Below are 23,007 nucleotides of genomic sequence, written 5' to 3'. Positions count from 1 at the left end.
TGCAAGCGATTCAGCCAGCTTAGCCCGACCCTCTCCCCTTCCACCCGCGTCCTTCGCCCACCCCGGGAAAGCCCCCGTCCGTGCTGTCTCTTCTCAAGCGGTACCGCCGCTTCCTCCTCGTGGCCGCCCTCCTCCTGTACCCGCTCGGCGCCTTCCTTCTGGGCGGGCGACGGGGCCGCGACCCGAACTTCGTCGACCGGGGCGTCATCGCGCTCACGGCCCCCGTGCAGCAGGGACTCACCGCCGGCATCGACGGCGTCGTGGCTGCGGTGCGCAACTACCTGGACCTGCGCGGTGTCCGTCAGGACAATGACGCGCTGCGGCTGGAGAACCTGCAGCTGCGGGCGACGGTGCAGGCGCTGGGCGAGGCGCGCTCGGAGAACGGGCGGCTGCGCAAGCTCCTGGCGTACGCGGAGGCCGTGCCCGGGCCGGAGATTCCGGCGCGGGTGGTGGGCGTCAATCCGGTGGCGAAGCTCCTGTCGGTGCGGATCAGCAGCGGGGAGAAGGACGGGGTGTTCCGGGGTATGTCTGTGGTGACGCCGGACGGCATCGTCGGGCAGGTCATCCGGTCCACGGGCGGCTATGCGGACGTGGCGCTGGTGACGGATCCGCAGAGCCGGGTGGCGGTGCGGGTGCAGCGCTCGCGGGCGCGCGGCACGGCGGCGGGCGCGGGCAACGGCCCCCTGACGCTGGAGAACATGCTGCGCACGGAGGACGTGGAGGACGGCGACCTCATCATCACCTCCGGCACGGATGGCATCTATCCTCCGGGGTTGGTGGTGGGGCGGGTGACGCAGCTGGAGAAGAAGGAGCACGGCATGTTCCAGGGCGCGGACATCACGCCCGCGGTGGACACCAGCCGGCTGGAGGAGGTCCTGGTGGTGGGCAGTCCGTACAGTGCGATGAACGCCACCGGCGGGGCGGCTACGGAGGGCATGCAGAAATGAAGTTCCTGGTGACCGTCATCCTGGCGCTGGTGCTGCTCACGCTGGAGTCCGTGTTCGTCCAGCAGGCGGGGCTGGTGCTGGGCCGCGTGGACGTCACGGTGGTGCTGGTGGCCTTCCTCGCGCTCCGGGCGAGCCTCACCGAAGGGGCGTGCTCCGCCTTCGCGGTGGGCTACCTGCTGGACCTGATGAGCGGCCAGCCCACGGGCCTGTTCACGTTCCTCGCGGTGTTCACCTTCCTGGTGGGCCGGCTGGTGGCGTCGTTCGTGGACGTGCGAGGGCCCGTGGCCTTCGCGCTGTTCGCCATGGGCGCGGACCTGGGGCACGGCCTGTTGTCCACGTTCTTCACCTGGCTCACGGTGAAGGACGGCTCCACGGCGCCGCTGCTCTCCGGCATGCCGGTGCAGCTGGCGCTCACGGGCGTGGCGGCCCTGTTGCTCTTCCCGGTGTTCAAGCGGTTCGAAGTGGCGCAGGAGCGCCCGGTGGGGTTGCTCCGTTGACGCCTCCGACCATTGGCAACAACACCCCGGGCCGGGACCTGAAGCGCCGCTTCCTGTGGCTGGGCCTGGCCATGTCGCTGGGCATGGTGGCGCTGGCCATCCAGCTGTACCGGCTCCAGCTCATCCGCCATGACGAGTACGCCGCCAAGAGCGTGGCGAACTTCGTGAAGGAGGTGCGCCTGCGCGCCGACCGGGGCGTCATCAAGGACGCGCGCGGCACCATCCTGGTGGACAGCCGTCCGTCGTTCGACGCCTTCGTCACGCCGGCCTTCTGCACGGACTGCTTCGAGCAGGTGATTCCGCGCCTGGGCGAGCTGCTCCAGTGGGACCCCGAGCAGCGCAAGAAGATTGAGGACCTGGTCCGCGCGAGCCGCCGCAACGCGCCCTTCCAGCCGGTGCCGGTGCGCGTGGACCTGACGCGCGACGAGTACGACCGGCTCAACGCCCGGCGCGACATCCTGGATGGCGTGGAGGTGGTGCCCGTGCCGCACCGCAACTACCGCGCGGACATGGTGCTGTCGCACGTGCTGGGCTACATGAACGAAATCACCCAGGAGGAGCTGGAGCGCCTCAACGGGGACGGCGCGAAGTACGCGCTGGGCGACTACATCGGCCGGCGCGGCCTGGAGCGCTACTTCGAGTCCAAGCTGCGCGGGCAGGACGGCGTGCGCAAGGAAGTGGTGAACGCGCGCGGCCAGACGATTGAAGAGCTCAACGAAAAGCTGGGGGAGAACGCCGTCATTCCGCCCACGGCCGGCAGCAACGTGGTGCTCTCCATCGACATGCGCCTGCAGGAAGAGGCGGAGCGTTCGTTCCCGGGTGTGACGGGCGCGGTGGTGGCCATCGACGTGAACACCGGCTTCATCAAGGCGCTGGTGTCCCGCCCCGGCTTCGACCCGAATCTCCTGACCGGCCGCGTGACGCCGTCGCAGATGGCCACGCTGGCGAGAGATCCGCTCCACCCGATGATCAACCGCGTGGCCGCGGAGCACTACAGCCCGGGCTCCACCTTCAAGGTGATTTCGCAGCTGGCCGCCTTCAAGTCCGGCCTGTTCCGCCCGGAGACGGTGGTGAACTGCTCCGGCGGCTACCGGCTGGGCGCGCGCGTGTGGCGCTGCCACAAGGAGAGCGGCCACGGGCCCCTGGACGCCCGGGGCGCGATGAAGGCGTCCTGCGACTCGTGGTTCTACAAGGTGGCGGACACCATCGGCCTGGACCCCATCGCGGAGATGGGCAAGTTGCTGGGCCTGGGGCGTCCCACGGGCATCGCGGTGGTGGCGGAGGTGCCCGGCATCATGCCGTCCAGCGCGTACCACGACAAAGCCTCACCGGGCGGCTACACCAAGGGCATGGCGCTCAACAGCGCCATGGGGCAGGGCGACGTCAACGTGACGCCGCTGCAACTGGCGCTGGTGTACGCGGCCGTGGCCAACGGCGGGAAGCTCTACAAGCCGCAGATGGTGCAGCGGCTGGAGAACCTGGACGGGCAGGTGATGGAGGAGTTCAAGCCGGAGGTGGTGTCGAAGGTGGACATCAACCCCGCGCACCTGCGGGCCATTGTCGAAGGCCTGGAGGCAGTGGCGCAGGAGCCCGGCGGCACCTCGTACCGCGCGAAGCTCAAGTCGGGCCTGCCCGCGGACTTCCTGGTGGCGGCCAAGACGGGCACCGCGCAGGTAACGCGCATTGGCACCGTGCGTCTGAAGACGCACCAGATGAGCTACTTCGAGCGCGACCACGCGTGGTTCGCCGGCTTCGCGCCCGCGAACAAGCCGGAGCTGGCCGTGGTGGTGCTCAACGAGCACGGCGGCCACGGCGGCGTGGACGCGGCGCCCACGGCGCTGGCCGTGATGAAGAAGTACTTCGACTTGAAGGCGCAGGACGCGACGTCACCGCCGCCCCGCGCCAACCAGCCCTACACGCCGTCGTTGCCGCCGGCGCCCAGCCTGGATGAAGCGGCGCTCACCCGCGCCGTGGTGCCCCCGCCGCGGGTGAACCTGCCGGGAGAGCCCATCCAGCCGCCCTCGGAAACCGGAGACGACAGTGCAACTGCGGATTGAGCGCCGGATGATGCCCCACGTGCCGTGGGGGCTCGTCGTGTGCGTGCTGGGCGTGTGCGCGCTGGGCATCTGGAACCTGGCGTCCGCGTCCCGGCCCCCCATGGCGCCGGTGTGGACCAGCCAGGCGCTCTACCTGGGCGTGGGCCTGGGCGCGGTGCTGATGGTGTGCCTGGTGGACTACCGCTGGATTCAGCGGATGGCCCTCCCCATCTACGTGCTCAACATCCTGGCGCTGCTGGCGTTGCGGCTGGTGGGGCATACGGCGAAGGGCGCGGAGAGCTGGTTCGTCATTGGCCCGTTCCGCCTGCAGCCCGCGGAGTTCATGAAGATTGGCGTCGTGCTGATGCTGGCCAAGGTCTACCACGACGACTTCCAGCCCAATCAGCCGTCCTACGGGCTCGTACGGCTGTGGAAGCCGGTGCTGGTGGTGATGGTGCCCTTCACGCTGGTGCTGGTGCAGCCGGACCTGGGCACCGCGCTGATGATCTTCCTGTCCTCCGGCACCGTCATCCTCTTCGGCAAGGTGCGCTGGTACCTGGCCGCCACCATCGTGGCGGGTGTGCTGGTGGGCGGCCTCATCATCTGGAACGACTACGTCCGGGAGATGCCCGAGCCGCGCACCACCGTCGTGCGCCACCACCTGAAGAAACATCAGAGCCAGCGCATCTCCGGGTGGTTGGACCCGGAAGCGGACCTGCGTGGCAGCGGCTATCACGCCGCGCAATCCAAGATCGCCGTGGGCTCCGGTGGCCTCACCGGCAAGGGTTGGCGTGAGGGAACCCAGACAGGTCTGCGTTTCCTGCCGGAACAGCACACGGATTTCATCTTCTCCGTGTGGGCCGAGGAGCACGGCTTCTTCTCCTGTCTCCTGTTGCTCGTGCTCTACGGCGGCATCTTCATTCTCGGGTTGGGCGTGGGATTCAACGCACGAGACCGTTTTGGAGCGTTCGTTGCGGTGGGGGTGGTGGCCACACTTTTCTGGCAGGTGTTCGAAAACATCGGCATGGTCATTGGCCTGTTGCCGGTGACGGGCATCACGCTGCCCCTCATGAGCTACGGCGGCTCCTCGATGCTGTCGGTGATGTTGTGCATCGGGCTGCTGGTGAACATCAGCATGCGCCGTCACATGTTCTGACGGCCGCGGAGGCTTCCGATGGTGGTGCAGAGGAAGGGTGTGACGACGGCGAAGGCCGGCACGGCGGTCCGCGGGCCGGAGGACACGCAGGCACCCCGGCCGCTCGTTGCGCCGGTGGGGACCACTCGCAACGTGCCCACTGCCGGCGCGGTGCCCCGCATCGAGATGAACCAGGGGGAGCCGGAGCACCGGCACTTCCCGCGCGCGCAGCTGGCCACGCACTTCGACCTCTGGGTGGAGGACGACGCGGGCGGCCGGCGCTTCTCCGCCGGGCTCACGTCCGTGAACGTGAGCGTCAGCGGCGCCTTCCTCGCGAGCACCTTCTTCCTGCCCATGGGCACGGTGGTGCGCGCGCGCTTCGCGCTGGAGGAGGGGGCCGCCCCCGTGGAGGCTCGCGCGGAGATCGTGCGGGAGGAGCGTGGCCCGGAGGACCAGGGCCGCAGCGGGTTCGCCCTGCGCTTCCTGGACTTCTCAGGTCAGACGGAGGTGGCGCTCGCCCGGCTCTTCCTGGGCATGCGCCTGAGAGCCTTCACCGAGGACTACCTCAAGTCCCAGCGCGCCCGCTCCCTGCCCAATGAGCTGGAGCGGGTCATCGACGTGATGGCGGCCTGGGAGCTGCTCAAGGCCACCACGCCCGGAGACCCCTGGCGCGGCGAGTAGGGCCCGGGTACGCCGCCTTCAGGCCGGCTTGCCGGTGGCGATCTGCCTACGGCGCTCGGCCTGGTAGTGCGCGGAACACAGACCCTTGGAGCGCTGCTCGCGGGTGCAACCACTCACCGTGCAGCGGCGGTCCATGGGCACCGGCCCACCCGCCACCGTCTTGGGGGGACGGCCGCGGCGGCGACCCGCCATCACCGCGCCATTGCCCGGCGACGCCGCGACGGCGCCCATGCCCGGCATCCCCGTGTTCAGCGCGCGCAGCATGCCGCGGCCGATGGCATCACCCAGGGCCTCCGCCCACGACGTCAGGGCAGGGGTCAGCGGTGCTTGCGAGGTCAATTCTTTACGAAGGCGTGCCATGAAAACTCCTGTAGAAACTCGCCAATCAAGACAGGCGTGTACTCGCGACTTGTGTCTGTTGTGGCGAACTCTGTCAACAAGACATGTTGGGGTCGTGTTTGACTCGTAATGCAATTTCAATGTCTGTTGAACAAAACATGACGGGAGGATCGTCCATCCGTCCCTGTCGGGCGTTTGTCTCAAGAGCAGAGAAACGTCTGCGTCAGGGGGCGCGCTGCACCCGGTACGTGAAAGCCCTTACCGTCGCGGTGAGTTGTCTTTCTACAGACATATCGAACCGCCAGCCATGTCACGCCCGGGTGTCTGGTTGGGAGCCCATAAGCAACGTCCCCTCTCACCGGGCGCGAACCCTGGCGATGAGGGCCAGGGGCACCATGGGTGGGAGGGGACGAGGGAGACGGCCGTGGAGCGGGCCCGTCACCGGGAACACATGGGCTCAGAGATTCTTCCGGACCACGTCCTCGATGCGCGACTTCGGCACCGCGCCGACAATCTGGTCCACCACCTTGCCGCCCTTGAAGAGCAACAGGGTGGGGATGGAGCGGATGCCATACTTCTGGGGCGTGTCCTGGTTCGCGTCGATGTCCATCTTCGCGAACGTCACCTGGCCCTTGTACTGGGCGGACAGCGCCTCGACGGAGGGCGCGATGGCGCGGCAGGGCGCGCACCAGGTGGCCCAGAAGTCCACGAGCACGGGTTGTTGCGAATCCAGGACCTGCTTCTGGAAGTCCGAATCACCGATGTTGATCACGTCGCCAGCCATGTCGTCACCTCGTGTCTACTGCTTGAGTAGGATACGTCCTTTAGCTTCGCGTCCGGCGGATGCCTCGGGGGACGGGAAGGCCGGGCCGCTTCCGGTGGAACGGATGCCGCATCTGGCCGGAGGTTGCACCCCATTTCCGGGCCCGCCGGACATGAGGGTGGTGTAGTCTGCGCGGCGTGACGAAGCTCTTCCTGTCCCAGGCCCAGCTCGAGGAGTGGGCGCTGGAGGACAAAGCAGACCTGCGCGAGGGCCGCCTGGTGGTCGCCGCCGAGGGTGGGAGCGCCTGGCCGCTCACGCCCGCCGTCCATGTGGTGCAGCTGGTGTCCGGGGAGGACACGCACCAACTGGTATCCCGGGTGAAGACCGAGGAGCAGCTCGGCCGGCTGGGGGCTGAGCAGATGGCCGACTCCATCCTGGTCGGGGACTCCGCATACGAAGTGGTTCCGGGTTATGTGGCGGAAGTGGGGGCGCCCGCTCCCGAGCGCAAGCCCAATTCGGAGACCGACCTGCTGGCGGCCTTCATTCTCAATAAAATGTAAAATGGGCTGAGGCAGGACTGAATGCCTCCTCGGCCGGGGTTATGAGCCTGCCGCCATGAGCCATACGCTCGTCTCGCTCGCCTGCCACGCCTACGGCCTGGCCGCGCTCGTCTACCTCGCCTTCCTGGTCCGCCAGTCCCAGGTGCTCGCCGTCACCGGCCGGGTGCTGGTGGGGACCGGGCTGCTGATGCATTGCGTTGCGCTCATCGAACTGCTGAGCGCGCAGGGGGGCCGGTTGGTGGGCCCCGCGCAGGGCATGTCCACCTTCGCCTTCCTGCTGCTGGCGCTGTTCCTGGCGCTGGACGTGCGCTACCGCAAGCCCGTCATTGGCGCGTTCCTCACGCCGCTGGCGGTGGCGGTGCTGCTCATCGGCATGTTGCTGCATGGCGGGTCCACGCCGCTGCCGGACGCGGTGCGCCAGCCGCTGTTGCCGGTGCATGTCACCATCGCGCTGCTGGGCATGACGGCCTTTGGCGTGGCGGCGGGGGTAGGCGTCATGTACCTGCTGATGGAGCGGGAGGTGAAGGCCAAGCACTTCGGGCTGCTCTTCTCGCGGCTGCCGTCCCTGGAGTTCCTGGACACGCTCAACCGGCGGCTTGTCGTGTGGGGTTTCATCGCGCTGTCGCTCACGCTGGCGACCGGCGCCCTGTTCACCACCACGCTGCGGGGGCTCGCCTGGGCGCTCGAAGCCAAGCACGTGGCGACGTTCGTCGCCTGGGGCATGTTCGCCGCGCTCGTCAACGCGCGCATCTTCGCCGGCTGGCGCGGCCGGCGGGTGGCGCTGCTCACCATGGCCGGTTTCTGCCTGGTGCTGGTCTCCTTCCTGTCGTCCTACGATCTGTCCGCCGCTGGCCCGGGGATGCCGTAGCCATGGAATTCATCTGCATTGGCGTGTCACACCGCACCGCGCCCCTGGGCGTTCGCGAGCGGCTGGCATTGCCCGAAGCCCGGCAGACGGAAGTGTTGCAGCGGTTGGCGCAGGCGCCCGTGGAGGCGCTCTGGGTGTCCACGTGCAACCGCGTGGAGGTGTACCTGGCGGCCCCCAGCGCGGACCTGGCGCGGGAGCGCGCGCGGGAGACGCTGCACTCGCTGGGCGGCGCGGAGGCGCTGGAGCACCTGTACGAGCACCAGGGAGAGGCGGCGCTCGTGCACCTGTTCCGGGTGGCGGCCAGCCTGGACTCCATGGTGCTGGGCGAGGCCCAGATCCTGGGGCAGGTGAAGGACGCCTTCGAGCGAGGCCAGGGCGCGGGCGCGGTGCGCGGGGAACTGACGCGCGCGTGCGCGGCGGCGTTCGGCTGCGCCAAGCGCGTGCGCACGGAGACGGCGGTGGGCCGCGCGGCGACGTCCATGGCGTCCGCGGCGGTGCAGCTGGCGAGCAAGGTGTTCGACGGGCTCAAGGACAAGACCGTCCTGGTGGTGGGCGCGGGAGAGATGGGGGAGCTGGCGGCGCGGCACCTGAAGAACGCGGGCGCCGGGAAGCTCATCGTGACCAACCGCACGCTCGCCCGCGCGGAGGCGTTGGTGGCGGAGGTGGGCGGCGTGGCGAAGCCCTTCGAGGAGCTCTTCACGCTGCTGGGCGCCGCGGACGTGGTGGTGACGAGCACCGCGTCGCCGGTGCCCATCTTCACGCGCGAAAATGTCGGCGCGCTGAGTAGGGCGCGCAAGGGACGGCCGCTGTTCATGGTGGACCTGGCGGTGCCGCGCGACATCGACCCGGCGGTGGGCACGCTGGACTGGGTGCACGCGTACGACGTGGACGACATCCAGAAGTTCGTCGCGGACAACACCGCCGCGCGCGCGGAAGAGGCGCACAAGGCGGGCGGGCTGGTGGCGCAGGAGGTGGCGCGCTTCGCCCGGGAGCGCGCGCTGCGCGACGGCATGCCCGTGCTGGCGCGCCTGCGTCAGCGCGCGGAGGCCATTGCCCGCGCGGAGGTGGAGCGCACGCTGCTGGGCATGGGCGACGGGCTCACCGACAAGCAGAAGAAGAGCATCGAAGCCATGGGGCGAGCCATCGTGAACAAGCTGTTGCATGAGCCCACCGCGCGCCTGCGCGCCGTGGGCCCACAGGGTGAGGGCAACCGGCTGGCGGGAGCCGCCGCGGAGCTGTTCGGCCTCACGGAGGCGGAGGCCGCCGCCATCGCTCCGGAAGAGCCCACCGCGCCCCCTCAGGAGGCGCGCAACACCGTGGTGGCCACCGGGAGCCGGCGATGAAGACGGTGCGCATCGCGACGCGGGAGAGCCCGCTGGCGCTGTGGCAGGCGAATCACGTGGCCTCGCTCCTCACCGAGCGCAACCCCGGCCTGGAGGTCACCCTGGTGAAGATGTCCACCGAGGGCGACCGCTTCCTGTCCGCGCCGCTGTCCGCGGTGGGCGGCAAGGGCCTGTTCGTGAAGGAGATTGAGCAGGCCCTGCTGGATGGCCGCGCGGACGTGGCGGTGCACAGCCTCAAGGACATGACGTCGGTGTTCCCGGAGGGGCTCATCCTGGCGGCGGTGCCGGCGCGCGAGGACCCGCGCGACGCGTTCTGCAGCCCGGACGGGCACACGCTGGCGATGCTGCCCGCGGGCGCGAAGGTGGGCACGTCTTCGCTGCGGCGCAGCTGCATCCTGCGCGCGCGCCGGCCGGACCTGGAGATCGTCTCCCTGCGTGGCAACGTGCAGACGCGCCTTCAGAAGACGCGCGACCTGCGGCTCGCGGGCGCCATGCTCGCGGCGGCGGGGCTCAAGCGCCTGGGCTTGGACCACCACATCACCCAGGTGGTGCCGGTGGCGGAGAGCCTGCCGGCGGTGGGGCAGGGCGTGCTGGCCATCCAGTGCCGCGAGGCGGACGCGGACGTGCGAGCGCTGCTTCAGCCCCTGGAGGACATCGCCACGCGCAACGCCGTGCGGGCCGAGCGCGCCTTCCTGGCGAAGCTGGAGGGCGGCTGCACCGTGCCCCTGGCCGGCCACGCCACGGTGGAGGACGGCCAGGTGTACCTGCGCGGCCTGGTGGGCCGGCCGGACGGTTCGCTGGTGGTGCGGGCCGAGGTGAAGGGGCCCGTACCGGAAGCGGAGCGGCTGGGCGAGGCGCTCGCGGACGAACTCCTGTCGCGCGGGGCGGGAGACATCTTGCGCGATTTCGGCCGCCGCGAAGGCGCGCCCCGCGCCTAGAGTGCCGGCCCGTGGACCGGCGACTGGATGGCATCCGAATCTTGGTGACGCGCCCCCGTGAGCGGGCCGAAGAGCTGTGCTTCCTCCTGGAGGACGAGGGCGCGGACGTCCTCAGCCTGCCGCTGTTGGAGCTGCATCCGCCGGAGGACCCGCGCCCGCTCGCGTCCGCCGCCGAGCACGTGCAGCGCTACCACTGGGTGGTGTTCGCCAGCCCCTCCGCCGTGGAGGCCTTCCTGGAGGCCCTGCGGCTCGCCGGCACGTTGGACCGGCTGTCCCGCGTGAAGCTGGCCGCCGTGGGGCCGCGCACCGCGAGGGCCGTGGAGGGCTACGGCCTGAAGGTGGAGGCCGAACCCCACGAGGGCACCGGCGCGGCGCTCTTCACCGCCCTGCGCGACGTGCTGGGGCCGGAGGACGACGTGCTCTTGCCCGCGGCGGAGGAGGGGCGGCGGGAGCTGGAGGACGGCCTGCGCGACCTGGGCGTGCGTGTCACCCGCGTGACGGCCTATCGCAGCGCGCCGGCCGCCGTCGAACCAGAGGCGCTGGCCCAACTGGTCGCTGCTCCGCCCCAGGTGGTGCTCTTCGCCTCGCCGCGCACCGCGGAGGCCTTCGTGGAGGGAGTGGGCCGTGAGCCGCTGGCCTCCGCGAAGGTGGTGGCCATTGGCCCCACCACGGCGACGGCGCTGACGCAGCTGGGCATCCCCGTGGCCGCCGTGGCCGAGCGCCCCACGCCCGAAGCGCTGGTGGATGCCACCGTTCGCGCCGTTCACGGGTAGACTGTCCGCCCGGTGACGTCCGGGCGCCCAGGCGGAGCGCCCCGTGCGGACGTGACGTGAAGAGGTGCGGGTGATGAAGCGTGGGACGCAGCGGAGTGTCTTCCTCCTTGGACTGCTGGCGCTGGCCGCGACAGCGCACGCCCAGGATCAGTTGGGCTACCAGTACCTGGACCACTGGGTGCTCAACAACAGCCAGGATCCGTTCCCGTACTACGTGGACGCGCGCAACACCCAGCCCGGGGGCAATGACCTGTCCCTGGTGGAAGACGCGGTGAAGAAGGCCTTCCAGGCCTGGCAGGACGTGGACTGCGCGTGGCCCGCCTTCACCTACAAGGGCCGCTCCACCATCGTCCCCATCCCGAACGTGAATGACCGGCTGGACGGCTTCAGCGTCGCCGCCGTCTGGGTCACGGACCCGAACAGCGCCGAGTTCTCGGACGTGCTCAACGCCAGCAATAGCGTGGTGGCCGCGGTGCCGCTGACCCACGGTGGCCTCGTCTATCAGTGCGACATCTTCCTCAACGCCGTGAGCTACAAGTTCACCACGCTCTCCCCCACGCCGGCGGGCTTCATCGACATCCAGTCGGCGGTGATGCGCGGGGTGGGCCAGTGCCTGGGCCTGGGCAGCACGTACTTCTACTCGGACGCGGTGATGTACATCACGCTGGACACCGGCACCCAGCGCCGCGCCCTGTCGTCGTATGACCGGGGGGCGTTCTGCCAGCGCTATCCCCAGACGGGCGCGGTGGGCTCGCCCTGTGACACCACCGCGTGCGGCGCGGGGCTCACCTGCGTCACCGCCCAGTCCACCACCAGCGGCGCCTCGCAGAAGATCTGCTCCAAGCCGTGCCCGGTCGGTACGCCCGGTGCCTGCCCGGACCCCTACCAGTGCCGCGCGTCGACCCTCATCCCCGGCTCGCAGTTCGCCTGTCTGCCGGAGGCCTTCGGGTCGACCACGAAGGTGGGCAACCCCTGCGCGAACGCCAGCACCTGCGGCGCGCCGGAATCGCGCTGCCTCACGGATGCGGACAAGACCACCGCCTTCCCGGCGTGGACGGACGGCTACTGCACGGAGTCCTGCATCGCGAACGCGGACTGCCCCATCGGCTCCACGTGCACCAGCGTGGGCGCCGTGGGCAAGCGCTGTCTGAAGAACTGCCGCCCGGGCAAGGGGGACTGTCGCGAGGGCTATACCTGCAACACGCTGCCCGACAACGGGGGCGACGTGTGTGTCGCCGACTGCGCCACCAACAGCGACTGCGGCAGCAACCACGCCTGCCGCTCGTGCGACCACGCCTGCATCCAGCAGAAGACGGGCACGCGCAGCGTCGGCGACCCGTGCCTCCAGGATTCGGAGTGCGGCACCAACCAGACGTGCCTCAAGCTCAACGGCAACCCGCAGGGCGTGTGCACGGAGCCGTGTTCGGTGTCCACCTGCTCGTGCAGCCCCGGCAGCACCTGCCGCCCGGCGGGCACCGGCGAGGACCGCTTCTGCTTCCGCGACTGCGGCGCGAACACCTGCGCCTCGCCGCTCCAGTGCGTGCCGTTCGCGGAAGGGACCGCCTGCATCGCCGCCTGCCGCAGCAACCAGGACTGTCCCAATGGCCTGTACTGCGGCAATGGCGGCCAGTGCTACGACCCGTATGCCCAGACGGACGGCGGCACCTGCACCCTGTGCAGTGACGGTGGCACGCCGCCGCCTCCGCCAGTGGACGGTGGCACGGGTGGCTCGACGAACGACCCCGGCGGTTGCGGCTGCCAGAGCGCCCCCTCCTCCGCGGCATTCCTCGTGGGGCTCGGGGTGTTGCTCCTGGCCACCCGCAGAAGGAGGAACGTGTGACCCAGGCGGCTCCCCCCGGAAGCAGCGGCCCCTCGCGCGGCGCCACGGACTTCACCCTGGGCTTCCTCCTGGAGGCCATGGTCGCCCAGCGCCTGCTGACACCCCAGCAGGCGCAGGAGGTGCTGGCGCGGGAGCCCGCCGCGCGCGCCCGTGTCCTCAAGGCTCAGGGGGGGACGGGCAAGGACGCGGCCCGGTATGACGTGTCGCCCGTGGAGGTGGTCGCGGCCTTCCAGATTCCGGCGCCGGGGGGGCGGGGCGTGCTGGACGAGGACCGCGTCACGGAGGCCGCCGCGCGCGCCGCGGGGCTGGCCTACCGGAAGCTGGATCCGCTGAAGATGGACATGGCGCTGGCCACCCGCACGGTGTCCCGGCCCTACGCGCAGAAGCACGTGCTGCTGCCCCTGGAGCGCACCGAACAGGGGCGGCTGCGCGTGGCGGTGGCCAACCCCTTCGACCGCGAGCTCTTCGAGTCCTTCCACCGGCTCACCGGCGAGCCCGTGGAGCCCGTGCTGTCCGCGAAGACGGACATCCTCCGCTCCATCGCGGACATCTACGGCTTCAAGAAGACGCTGGCCAAGGCCGCGGACGACTTCGGTGGCGCGAACGCGCAGATCGCCAACTTCGAGCAGCTGGTGTCGCTCAGCGGCACGCAGGAGCTGGAGGCGTCAGACAGGCCGGTGGTGCAGGCGGTGGACTACCTGCTGCGCTACGCCTTCGACAACCGCGCGTCGGACATCCACATCGAACCCAAGCGCGCCACCGCCGTGGTGCGCCTGCGCATCGACGGTGTGCTGCACCCCGTCTACACGCTGCCCGCGCAGGTGCACCCGCCCATCGTGTCGCGCGTGAAGATGCTGGCGCGCATCGACATCTCCGAGAAGCGCCGCCCCCAGGACGGCCGCATCAAGACGGAGCGCGACGGCCGCGAGGTGGAGCTCCGCGTCTCCACGCTGCCCACCGCCTTCGGCGAGAAGGTGGTCATCCGTATCTTCGACCCGGAGACGCTGGTGCAGGACATCGCCCAGCTGGGCTTCGATCCGGACGAGAAGGGCCACTTCGAGTCGTGGATTGATCAACCCCACGGCCTCATCCTGGTGACGGGCCCCACGGGCAGCGGCAAGACGACGACGCTCTACTCCGCGCTCAAGGCGGTGGCGGGGCCGGACGTCAACGTCACCACGATTGAAGACCCCATCGAAATGGTGTGGGACACCTTCAACCAGGTGCAGGTGCAGCCCAAGGTGGGCCTGGATTTCGCGGGGGCGCTGCGCCACATCCTGCGCCAGGATCCGGACGTCATCATGGTGGGCGAAATCCGCGACGCGGAGACGGCGGAGAACGCCATCCAGGCCGCGCTCACCGGCCACCTGGTGCTCTCCACGCTGCACACCAACGACGCGCTGGGCGCGGTGGCGCGCATGAAGGACCTGGGCGTGCCGGCGTTCCTCCTGGCGCAGAGCCTTTTGGGCGTCATGGCCCAGCGCCTCCTGCGCCGCGTCTGCGTGCACTGCTCGGAGGAGGCGGTGCTCACGCCGGACGAGCTCCTGGCCCTGGAAGTGCCGCTGCCGCTGTTGCCCGGCGGCGTGAAGCTGTCCAAGGGCGCGGGGTGTGTGCGCTGCCGCGGCACCGGCTTCTCCGGCCGCACCGGCGTCTTCGAAATCGTCTCCACGAACCGCGAGGTGCGGGATCTCATCGCCCGCGAGGCGCCCTACGAGCACCTGACGCAGGCCGCGCGCCGCGGTGGCATGCGCACGCTGCGCGAGGCCGCCGTGCGCAAGCTGGCGCAGGGCCTCACCGCCTTCGACGAGGTGGTGCGGATGACGTCCGCCTTCTAGAAACACGAAGGGCCCGCCGTGAAGCACGGCGGGCCCCGCGAAGCTGCCCGGAAGCGGGCAGGGCGGCCTAGAAGCGCGCCTGCAGCAGCGTGTTGAAGCCCAGCGCGTGCGGCTTCTCGAAGTTCGGCTGCGCGATGCCCGTCACGTCGTCCTCGAACGTGGTCCGGTTGGTGTCGTACGTGTAGTAGACCTCGCCGACCGCCGCGACCGTCTCCGACAGGTCCCACCGGAAGGTGGCCTTGGCGGACCAGATGAGCTCCGCCTCGCAGGCGTTGGTGCCGCCGCAGGTGCTGGGCAGGATGCTCAGCTGGTTGGCGTCACGCACCACGACCGTGCGCGTACCGGTGAGGCTGGGGGGCGGGTTGCTGCCGCCCACGAGCGGAACCGGGCTGCGGAAGGACGCCGGCTGCTGCGCGCCGATGATGAAGCCCGGCGTCAGGTGCAGGCCCGCGATGTTGTAGTCCACGCCCACCGCGCCGAAGACTTCAGGCTTCAGCACCGTGCCCGTGGGGAAGTCCTGGAACGGGGGGAAGCCCGGCACGTCGAACTGGATGAAGGACAGGCTGCGCACCAGCGCCAGCGCGTTGAAGCGGAAGCGGTTCAGCTTCGCGCGGCCCTGGAAGGCGAGCGCCGTGGCCCCCTGGGGCTTGGTGGCGCCGAACTTGTCCGGGTCCTGCAGGGTCTGCGTGAGGTAGCTGCCCTCCAGCGAGAAGGAGTAGGACAGGCCCCCCGGGTACGTCTCCGGCGCGAAGAAGCGCTGGTAGATTTCCGGGTCGTTCTTGTACAGGCGGAAGTCCACGCTCGTGCCCACCGGCACACCCACGTGGTAGACAATCTGGCCGGACACACCGGCCGCGTTGACGCCCGCCTCGATGGACTGGTTCGCCAGGCCCGGGACGATGCCCTTCTGGAAGTAGCCGCCGCCGGCCTCCACGCGCAGCGTCTCCAGGATGTCCCAGCCCGCGCCGGCCATCACGCCGTAGAGCGTCTCCTGCTCCAGGATGAGGTCGTTGAGCACCAGCGCCGTCTTGCCGCCCACGTACGCGTACCAGCGGTCGCGCGTCAGCTGCAGCTTGGCGCCCGGCACACCCGCCGCGGTGGCGCGGTTGGTGAAGATGGGGCTGCCGCCCCACGAGATGCGGTACGCGTAGCCCAGACGGAAGCGGTCCGCAGACACCGGGAAGCCGGTGAGCGAGATGCCTTCCTTCTCACCCCAGCCCGGCGGCTGGTAGTTCAGGCGCACGTAGCTGGAGTTGTCGAGGATGTCGACACCACCAGACGGGCGCTCCAGCACCAGCAGCGTGAGGGCCGCCTCCGTCGTGAGGCCCTCGAAGAACGCCGGCATGCGCTTGTAGAGCACGACGTTCGACAGCGACTCGAAGCCGGAGAACTTGGTGTTGAAGTTGTCGTAGAACTGCGTGTTCTGGTTGCCCGCGCCAAAGCGCGCGTTGGGGCTGTTGGGAGTGGTCTCTCCCGCGCCCGCAAGCACGTTGTCGTCCGCGAAGACGAACGACAAACGGGTGTCCACGAAGTCCCCGGCCCAAGCGGGCGCGGAAAGGGTTGTCAGGCCCGCCAGGGCCAGCGTCTGCAACGTTTTCAATGTCCCTCCAGGAAGCGGTCCGGGGGAGACCGCTCCTCCCAGCGCCCCGGCATACCGCCGGGGCGCGCAATGCGACTGCTCAAAGGTGAATGGTGGCTACTGGCACGGCTTGATGGGCTTCGGGCACTCCATCCCGGGCCCGGGATAGCAGCACAGGTCGTCCTGATCTCTCGGCAGGACGTTCCAGCGCGGACGCGCCGGACCCACGTGCTTCAGGTGACCCACGACGTCGAAGGTGGCCGCCCGCAGCTGCTTGCACTGGAGCGCCTTCGCCGCGTCGGCGTCGTTCTCGTTGCAGTCCGGGTTCAGGTCCGGCACCGCGTCCTTGATCTGCAGGCTGATGCGCGAGCGCGTGTCCGGCGCGACCTTGCACGCGGCGTTGGCCGTGGCGGCGGCGTCGCGCACCAGCGCGACCGTCACCTCGGAGTCCTTCAGGGTGTACTCGTAGCGGGTGTTGGCCGCGATGAGCGTGTCCGTCTGGTCCGCCGTCACGCTCACCTGGCCGAAGCGCGCGCGCACCGGCTGGTTGCAGATGATGTTCATCCGGTAGCCCTGGGGCAGCGCCTTGTCCGGCCGCACGGGCGTGGTGCCCACCGTGACGTTCATGATGCGGTTGGGGACGGACTCGTCCATGCCCATGGACGCCGGACCGGTGGCGTTCATCTCCACCACGAACTGGCCGAAGTTCGTGTACGTCGTCTTCTCCGCGCAGATGGTGCCGGCGTACTCGCCGATGCCCAGCGTGCAGTCGATGACGCACTTGCGCTCCGGCAGGTCCGGATCATCCGGCGGCTCCGCGAAGCAGTTCTGCCAGCTGCGAGACGCGCTGCTGCCCACCGGGCAGAACATGGGCATGTCGTTGTTGCCGTTGGCGTCGCAGTTGCGGAACACCTTGGGGAACTTCACCCGGCGCAGCTTCACCAGCGACGACTCCAGGCTCTCCATCTTGTAGTTCTTGTAGCTATAGCCACACAGGATGTCGTCCAGGTACGGCGAGCCGCTGTAGCCGCACAGCCGGCCGTTCACCTCCACCGGCGGCACCTGGTCCAGGTACTTGTTCCACTGGTCCTGGGGCAGCAGGCGCACGTTCTCCCGCAGCGTCCAGGCGGGGAAGCTCATCTGCGTGGTGTTGGTGAACTCCGCCACCGTGCCGGACAGCGTCCAGAGCAGGTCGCCGGAGTCCAGCCCTTCCGGGAAGGAGTAGTTGTAGATGTAGATGCTGTTGAAGCGGCCCGGGTTGAAGCCGTCCGGCTCCGCGGTCTGGATGTTCGCGCCCGTGACGCTCTTCTCATCCACGCGGCAGGCCGTCATGTCCGTGACGTAGAAGCCGCTGGAGTCCGTGCCCGTCACCAGCAGCATCATCGGCTTGCCGTTGTTGGGGTCGGACGGGTCGCAGTTCTGCGTCAGCGGCTCGCCGGACTCCGGATTGCGGCCCACGCGCATGAACTGCTTGACGAAGACGCTCGTCTCCGAGCCGCCCTCGGGCAGATTGATGGTGGCGAGGGAGGGCTCCTCGAACCGGATGCTCGGGGACAGGCCGGTCGCGAGGGTGCGGATGGCCGGCTCCTGGGGCAGCTGGGCCAGGTCACCCACCACGCCGCCGTCCGCGTAGATCAGCTCCAGGTCCTGGTCCTGCACCCAGACGTGCGTCTCACCGTACAGGTGGGCCACGCGCACGGTGCCGGTGCCCTTGCCGTTGGTGAGCTGCGTCCAGCGCTGGCCGTACTCACCGGTGAGGTCGCCCGGGATGACCCGGAAGGACACCGGCCCGTTGAAGGACGTCATCTCCCCGCCGGTGCCGTCCATCGCGGTGATGGACAGACCGATGTCCACGTCCGAACGGGGCAGGGTGTAGGGGCAGTCAGTCGTGCCACGCACCTCGAGCGGCACCGCCGCCTGGTTGTTGCCGTACTTCGCGACGCAGGCGTTCACCACCGGCAGCAGCGCCGTGGCGGAACCCGCGGTGGTGATGCTCGTCACCTCCACGCGGAAGGAGGTGAGTCCGGTGGGAGCCTCGGACTCCTTGGTGTAGCAGCCGGCCGCCAGGGCCAGCGTGGACAGCAGGAAGAGTTGCTTCATTACTTCACCCTCCGCCCGATGCGGCCATCCTCGATGGCGCTCGCGATGGGCATGGCTGTGGGCTTCTCACAGAACGACCGCAGCTGGCTCGTCATGGTTCCGCAGGTGGGGTTTCCACCCGTCAGGAGGTCGCGGCAGGTGCAGCGGCCGGTGTACGGGCCCTGCGGCAGCGCGCACTCCGCCAGCGCCGCGTCCCGCGTCATGTCCGGCAGGCCGCACTGGGCCATGGCCTTCGGCTGCTCGGCGGCGTTCGTGGTCACCTTGAGCAGATCCCGGCAGGAGCAGCTGCCCACCGTCTTGTCGAGCCCGTCCTCGAAGGCCTTGGACACCTTGCAGGAGTTCAGCGTCTTCTCATCCACCGTCCACTGGCCGTTGACCAGCGAGCCGCAGCGCGTGCCGTTGCTGGACGTCTCCCGGCCGTTGAGCAGGTCGTCGCAGCTGCAGAAGCCCTGCATGTACCCGATGAGCGAGTCGCGCAGGCTGATGCCCGTCTCGATGCGCGTGGTGTTGCGCTTGAGCACCGTGAAGCCGGAGCCGCCCTTGGCGATGTAGTCGTTCACCGCGACCTTGTACGTGCCGTTGGTGTCCAGCGGCCTGCCGTTGATCTGGATGTCGATGCCCGGGTGCGCCCAGCAGCGCGAACCGGCGGTGTCCTCCAGGCACTGCCACGGCGCGTGGCCCTCGCGGCCCTCCTGGGGGCAGTCCGTGGCCACTGTCGCCGGGGTGCACGCGACGCGCAGGTCGTTGAGCTGCACCTGGGCGCAGTCCATGGTGAAGCGCGCGCCGGAGATCTGCGCCTGGCTCACGCACCCGCGCTCCGCGGAGCGCTCGGTGACGAAGTCGAACATCTCCTGCATCTCCACGCCGGACAGGTACATGATGTTGATGGTGTTCTCGAACGGGAACACGTTGAACATCGCCTCCTGCGTGACGACGCCCGCGTAGAGGTTGTCGCGGATGCCCAGGGAGTTGGTGAGCGCCATCTCCGCCTCCACGCGGTTGCGCTTGCGCATGGAGTCCGCGGCGATGTTGCCCAGCGGCGAGTCACCGCCATTGGAGTTGTTGCGCCGCTGCACGTCGAGGGGGGCGTAGGAGAAGATGGAGGTGAGCTGCAGCTTCACGTCCATGCCCAGCAGGTACGGGATGAGCAGGTCCGTCGTCTGGGCGTCCTCCTGACGGCCGCACTCCGCGATGGCTTCGCGCACGCCCGGGGCTTCAATGAACTTGCCCGGATCCCAGAAGACGCCGTCCTCGAAGCGGAGCCTGCGCATCGCCTCGTTGCACCAGAGGCTGTCCACCGGGAACGCGTGGTAGTCCTGGCTGACGACCTCGGCGCCCTCGGCCTCGCCCCGCTGGTTCGGCATCTTCACGACCAGCTCCAGGCGGCCCACGTACTTGGCGAACGCGCCCGAGTGCGACAGCACGACCTTGCGGCCGGCGGGGTCCGTCACCAGCTGCGGCGGGTTGAGCACCACGTGCAGGTGGCCGCCCAGGATGACGTCCATGCCGCTGACGCCCGCGATGTGCACGCGCACCACCGACTTGTCGTTGCCCTCGGGGCCGAACCACTCCAGCACCTTCCACGCGTCGCGCGAGCGGTTGATGAAGGGCTTCGCGCGGCCGTACTCATAGTAGGCCTCGTAGCCCTGGATGAGATCCTGGTCCTCGGTGAGGCCCAGGTGGCTGACGATGACAATCAGGTCCGTCACCGGGCGCAGCAGCTCCACATAGGAGCGCGCGGCCTCGTTCTGCTCCAGCGGCGTCACCTGCAGGCTGTTGCCGCCCTCCACGATGGAGTTGAGCGAGGAGATGTTCGCCATGCCGATGACGCCCACCCGCAGGCCCTTCACCGTCCGGATGGTGTAGGGGCTGGTCACCATGGAAGCGCCGTTGGTGCCGGTCGTCTTCGGGTCGTCCCAGTAGTAGTTGGCGGCCAGCAGCGGGAAGTTGGCGAAGTTGCGCGCCTTCTGGACGAAGTTGAGGGCGCCCGCGTCGAACTCGTGGTTGCCCACCACGGCGGCGTCCAGGCGGGACTCGGAGAGGAAGCGGAACTCCGCCTCGCCCGTGTTCACGTTGAAGATGGGCGCGCCCTGGAAGCAGTCTCCAGAGTCCAGGTGCAGGACGCGGTCGCCCTTGGCGCGCTCGCGCTTGAGGATGGATGCGATGCGCGTGGCACCGCCAAAAGGACCGGCCTCCGGGATGAGTTCCAGGTCCTGGTCCGTCTTCAGCGGCGTGAAGTCGTACGGGACGAGCCGCGAGTGGATGTCAGAGGTATGGAGGAGGGTAAGCCGCACCTCCTGACCTTCAAGGTGGTAATCCTGGCCTTCCAGCACAGGCATGCACGAGGCGAGGGCCAGGGCGCAGGCGCAGAAGAGGCCGAGCAGTGCGCGACACATTCGTGGCGGATCCGTGATTCGTAGGGAGTGACGACTTGAGGACGGCGCAACCTACGGGATCAAGGGTGCACGGGCAAGCAACGCCACCGTGGCACCTCCACCTACCAGGACACCAGGAGAGCAGGCAGACATGCGTCCCAGCAGTTCCAATGTGACTGACATCGAGATCATCGAGGATTTCTCCGCCACGGCGCGTTGTGACGAAGGTTTCCTCCGAGTGCGTCGGCTGCGCTGCCGCAACCGGCGCGCGGATGGCTCGTCGTCTCCGGTCTACCGGGTGGATGTGGTGGACCGGCCCCGGCTGGACGCGGTGTCGGTGCTCATCTACCGCCGCGCGCCGGATGGAAACGTGGAAGTCCTGACGCGGATGAACCTGCGCCCCGCGGCGTACTTCCGCCGCGAGCAGACCGCGTCCATGACCGTGCCTGACACGGTGAGCCATCTGCGCGTGGAGGAAATCGTCGCGGGCCTGCTGGAGCCCGCCGACAAGGGCGAGGAGGGGCTTCGCCGCCGCGCGGCGGAGGAGGTGAAGGAGGAGGCGGGCTACACGGTGCGGCCGGAGGACATCCAGTTGTTGGGCGGCGCGTTCTTCCTGGCGCCGGGCATCCTGTCGGAGAAGGTCTTCCCGGCCGCGGTGGACGTCACCGGCGTGGCGCAGGGCGAGGTGGAGGGAGACGGCTCTCCATTGGAGGAGGGCATCCACCTGCAATGGCGGCCGGTGGGCGCGGTGCTCGACGCGTGCCGCCGGGGTGACATCGCGGACGCGAAGACGGAGGTCTCCCTCACGCGGCTGCTCGCCCGGCTTTCCTGACGCCGCTTGCTGTTTCCGGGCCGAGGACGGACGGGGTAGGGTGCTGCCCCGTTCCGCTTCCTCCTGCAGGCGAGGTTCGTCGCATGTCGTCGCTGCCCCCGTGGCTGGCCCAGCTGCTCCCCATCGTCATCCTGCTCGGGGCCATTGGCCTGGTGCTCTCGCGGCTGCCGAAGGTGGAGCTGGGGCACACCGATGCGTTCCGCCGCCGCCGCTTCTTCAACTGGTTCCCCCTGGGCCTGACGTACGCGTTCCTCTACATGGGGCGCTACAACGTCAACGTGGCGACCAGCGCCATGGGCGCGCAGACGTCCAACGCGGACTTCGCCACCATCTTCTTCTGGGGGACGCTCACGTACGGCGCGGCCTTCCTCCTCAACGGCCCGCTGACGGACAAGCTGGGCGGCCGCTTCACCATCCTCCTGTCCGCGGGCGGCAGCGCGGTGGCGAACATCGCCATGGGCGGCCTGGTGTACGCGGTGCTCAAGAACGGCTGGGCCCCGCCGGGCGGCGTGGTGGCGTGGCTCGCGTTCCTCTACAGCGTGAACATGTACTTCCAGAGCTTCGGCGCGGTCTCCATCGTCAAGGTGAACGCGTCGTGGTTCCACGTGCGTGAGCGCGGCCAGCTGGGCGGCGTGTTCGGCATCCTCATCTCGCTGGGCCTGTACTTCGCGTTCGACTGGTGCCGCTTCATCGCGGACGCGGCGCCGGTGTGGTGGGTGTTCTTCGTGCCCGCGGCGCTGCTCGTGGCCTTCCTGGTGCTGGACTTCTTCGTCATCCGCGACACGCCGTCCCAGACGGGCCACCCGGACTTCGACACGGCGGACGCCTCCAGCGGGGAGACGGGCCCGGCGCTCAGCGTGCCGCAGATGTTCGGCAAGCTCTTGAGCAACCGCGTCATCCTCATCATCCTGGGCGTGGAGTTCTGCAGCGGCTTCCTGCGCAACGCGGTGATGCAGTGGTTCCCCAAGTACGCCAAGGCCATTGGGGAGTCCGGCGGCTTCGTGGCCTCCAACTGGGGCATGCTGTCGTGCGTCGCCGGCATCCTGGGCGGCATGTTCGCGGGCGTCATCAGCGACCGCATCTTCGATTCGCGCCGCGGCCCCGTGTCCGCGGTGCTCTACGCAGGCCTGCTCCTGGGCGCTATCGGCGCGGTGTTCCTGCTGGGAACGCCGGGCGCCGGCTGGTCCGTGGTGTTCATGTCCCTGTGCGTCATCGGCGTGCACGGCATGCTGTCCGGCACGGCCACCATGGACTTCGGCGGCAAGAAGAACGCGGGCATCGTGGTGGGCATCATCGACGGCGCGGTGTACGCGGGCACGGCCATCCACGCGCTCGTCTACGGCATGATCCTCCCCACCGGCGACGCCATGAAGGACCCAGCCAACTGGAAGCCCTGGCCCCTGGCCATGCTGCCGCTGGCCATCGTGGGCCTGGTGCTGGCGACGCGGGTGTGGAACGCGAAGCCCCAGCCCAAGGCGGCCCCGCTGCCGGTGGGCGACGTCGTCCCGGGCGCCGTGCCGGGCGCGTCCTCTTCTCGTACGGGCACCAACGGTTGAGGCTCCGGCG

Annotated in this window: 19 protein-coding genes; 14 read left to right on the top strand and 5 right to left on the bottom strand. The window is 69.3% G+C overall.

Annotation, left to right across the window (positions count from 1 at the left end):
• The first annotated feature begins 80 nt into the window (after nucleotides 1-80).
• From mreC to D7Y21_RS02155, 5 genes are read left to right on the top strand one after another with little or no spacing between them, the layout of a single operon-like run.
• Complete coding sequence (mreC, locus tag D7Y21_RS02175; protein ID WP_120566460.1) at nucleotides 81-947, top strand: rod shape-determining protein MreC; 867 nt, start codon at nucleotides 81-83, stop codon at nucleotides 945-947.
• On the top strand, nucleotides 944-1,444 hold the full coding sequence (locus D7Y21_RS02170; RefSeq protein ID WP_120566461.1) for a hypothetical protein: 501 nt from the start codon (nucleotides 944-946) through the stop codon (nucleotides 1,442-1,444). Before mreC ends, D7Y21_RS02170 begins: the two co-directional genes overlap by 4 nt.
• Nucleotides 1,441-3,501 (top strand): penicillin-binding protein 2, encoded by a 2,061-nt coding sequence (gene mrdA / locus D7Y21_RS02165; protein ID WP_120566462.1) that lies wholly within the window; start codon nucleotides 1,441-1,443, stop codon nucleotides 3,499-3,501. The genes D7Y21_RS02170 and mrdA overlap by 4 nt, the downstream gene beginning before the upstream one ends.
• A 7-nt stretch (nucleotides 3,502-3,508) precedes the next feature.
• Nucleotides 3,509-4,636 (top strand): rod shape-determining protein RodA, encoded by a 1,128-nt coding sequence (gene rodA / locus D7Y21_RS02160; RefSeq protein ID WP_199724595.1) that lies wholly within the window; start codon nucleotides 3,509-3,511, stop codon nucleotides 4,634-4,636.
• 24 nt (nucleotides 4,637-4,660) lie between these two features.
• Complete coding sequence (locus tag D7Y21_RS02155; RefSeq protein ID WP_370037994.1) at nucleotides 4,661-5,296, top strand: PilZ domain-containing protein; 636 nt, start codon at nucleotides 4,661-4,663, stop codon at nucleotides 5,294-5,296.
• 18 nt (nucleotides 5,297-5,314) lie between these two features.
• Here the strand turns inward: D7Y21_RS02155 and D7Y21_RS02150 are convergent, their stop codons facing one another.
• Both D7Y21_RS02150 and trxA read right to left on the bottom strand, forming a co-directional pair.
• Nucleotides 5,315-5,656, bottom strand: a complete 342-nt coding sequence (locus D7Y21_RS02150; protein WP_120566465.1) for a hypothetical protein — start codon at nucleotides 5,654-5,656, stop codon at nucleotides 5,315-5,317.
• 436 nt (nucleotides 5,657-6,092) lie between these two features.
• Nucleotides 6,093-6,419, bottom strand: coding sequence for a thioredoxin (gene trxA, locus D7Y21_RS02145; RefSeq protein WP_014398183.1), 327 nt, complete (start codon nucleotides 6,417-6,419; stop codon nucleotides 6,093-6,095).
• A gap of 176 nt (nucleotides 6,420-6,595) precedes the next feature.
• Between trxA and D7Y21_RS02140 the strand changes: the two genes are divergently transcribed.
• The 7 genes from D7Y21_RS02140 (at nucleotide 6,596) to D7Y21_RS02110 (ending at nucleotide 14,555) form a co-directional block, all read left to right on the top strand.
• Nucleotides 6,596-6,958, top strand: a complete 363-nt coding sequence (locus D7Y21_RS02140) for a hypothetical protein (RefSeq protein WP_014398182.1) — start codon at nucleotides 6,596-6,598, stop codon at nucleotides 6,956-6,958.
• Nucleotides 6,959-7,013: 55 nt separating this feature from the next.
• Nucleotides 7,014-7,826, top strand: a complete 813-nt coding sequence (locus tag D7Y21_RS02135; RefSeq protein WP_120566466.1) for an inner membrane protein YpjD — start codon at nucleotides 7,014-7,016, stop codon at nucleotides 7,824-7,826.
• A 2-nt stretch (nucleotides 7,827-7,828) separates the two neighbouring features.
• A complete protein-coding gene (gene hemA, locus D7Y21_RS02130; protein ID WP_120566467.1) occupies nucleotides 7,829-9,169 on the top strand; it encodes a glutamyl-tRNA reductase in 1,341 nt (446 codons plus the stop codon).
• Nucleotides 9,166-10,107, top strand: coding sequence for a hydroxymethylbilane synthase (hemC, locus tag D7Y21_RS02125; RefSeq protein ID WP_120566468.1), 942 nt, complete (start codon nucleotides 9,166-9,168; stop codon nucleotides 10,105-10,107). Before hemA ends, hemC begins: the two co-directional genes overlap by 4 nt.
• A gap of 11 nt (nucleotides 10,108-10,118) precedes the next feature.
• Nucleotides 10,119-10,880: a uroporphyrinogen-III synthase gene (locus D7Y21_RS02120; RefSeq protein WP_121710894.1), complete on the top strand. Its 762-nt coding sequence runs from the start codon at nucleotides 10,119-10,121 to the stop codon at nucleotides 10,878-10,880.
• 73 nt (nucleotides 10,881-10,953) lie between these two features.
• Complete coding sequence (locus D7Y21_RS02115) at nucleotides 10,954-12,720, top strand: MYXO-CTERM sorting domain-containing protein (protein ID WP_120566470.1); 1,767 nt, start codon at nucleotides 10,954-10,956, stop codon at nucleotides 12,718-12,720.
• A gap of 77 nt (nucleotides 12,721-12,797) precedes the next feature.
• The gene (locus D7Y21_RS02110; RefSeq protein ID WP_233611922.1) at nucleotides 12,798-14,555 is read left to right on the top strand and encodes a GspE/PulE family protein; all 1,758 of its coding nucleotides are present in this window, start codon (nucleotides 12,798-12,800) and stop codon (nucleotides 14,553-14,555) included.
• A gap of 67 nt (nucleotides 14,556-14,622) precedes the next feature.
• On the opposite strand, the gene D7Y21_RS02105 is transcribed toward D7Y21_RS02110, so the two are convergent.
• The 3 genes from D7Y21_RS02105 to D7Y21_RS02095 all read right to left on the bottom strand — a co-directional run bounded on the left by D7Y21_RS02105 (nucleotide 14,623) and on the right by D7Y21_RS02095 (nucleotide 20,528).
• Nucleotides 14,623-16,155: a hypothetical protein gene (locus D7Y21_RS02105; protein WP_199724587.1), complete on the bottom strand. Its 1,533-nt coding sequence runs from the start codon at nucleotides 16,153-16,155 to the stop codon at nucleotides 14,623-14,625.
• A gap of 96 nt (nucleotides 16,156-16,251) precedes the next feature.
• Nucleotides 16,252-18,234 carry a hypothetical protein gene (locus D7Y21_RS02100; RefSeq protein ID WP_121710890.1) on the bottom strand — a complete coding sequence of 661 codons (1,983 nt, stop codon included), beginning with the start codon at nucleotides 18,232-18,234 and terminating at the stop codon, nucleotides 16,252-16,254.
• Nucleotides 18,234-20,528, bottom strand: a complete 2,295-nt coding sequence (locus D7Y21_RS02095) for a bifunctional UDP-sugar hydrolase/5'-nucleotidase (RefSeq protein ID WP_233591875.1) — start codon at nucleotides 20,526-20,528, stop codon at nucleotides 18,234-18,236. Before D7Y21_RS02095 ends, D7Y21_RS02100 begins: the two co-directional genes overlap by 1 nt.
• Nucleotides 20,529-20,760: 232 nt before the next feature.
• On the opposite strand from D7Y21_RS02095, the gene D7Y21_RS02090 reads away from it, so the two are divergent.
• Both D7Y21_RS02090 and D7Y21_RS02085 read left to right on the top strand, forming a co-directional pair.
• Complete coding sequence (locus tag D7Y21_RS02090) at nucleotides 20,761-21,441, top strand: NUDIX hydrolase (protein WP_121710888.1); 681 nt, start codon at nucleotides 20,761-20,763, stop codon at nucleotides 21,439-21,441.
• Nucleotides 21,442-21,524: 83 nt separating this feature from the next.
• Nucleotides 21,525-22,997, top strand: coding sequence for an MFS transporter (locus D7Y21_RS02085; protein ID WP_120566476.1), 1,473 nt, complete (start codon nucleotides 21,525-21,527; stop codon nucleotides 22,995-22,997).
• Nucleotides 22,998-23,007: the final 10 nt, after the last annotated feature.

It is taken from the genome of Corallococcus sp. AB045, from assembly GCF_003668895.1.
Taxonomy (GTDB): domain Bacteria; phylum Myxococcota; class Myxococcia; order Myxococcales; family Myxococcaceae; genus Corallococcus; species Corallococcus coralloides.
The sequence above is the reverse complement of the archived record's forward strand: the minus strand, read 5'-3'. Positions and strand labels throughout refer to the sequence as shown.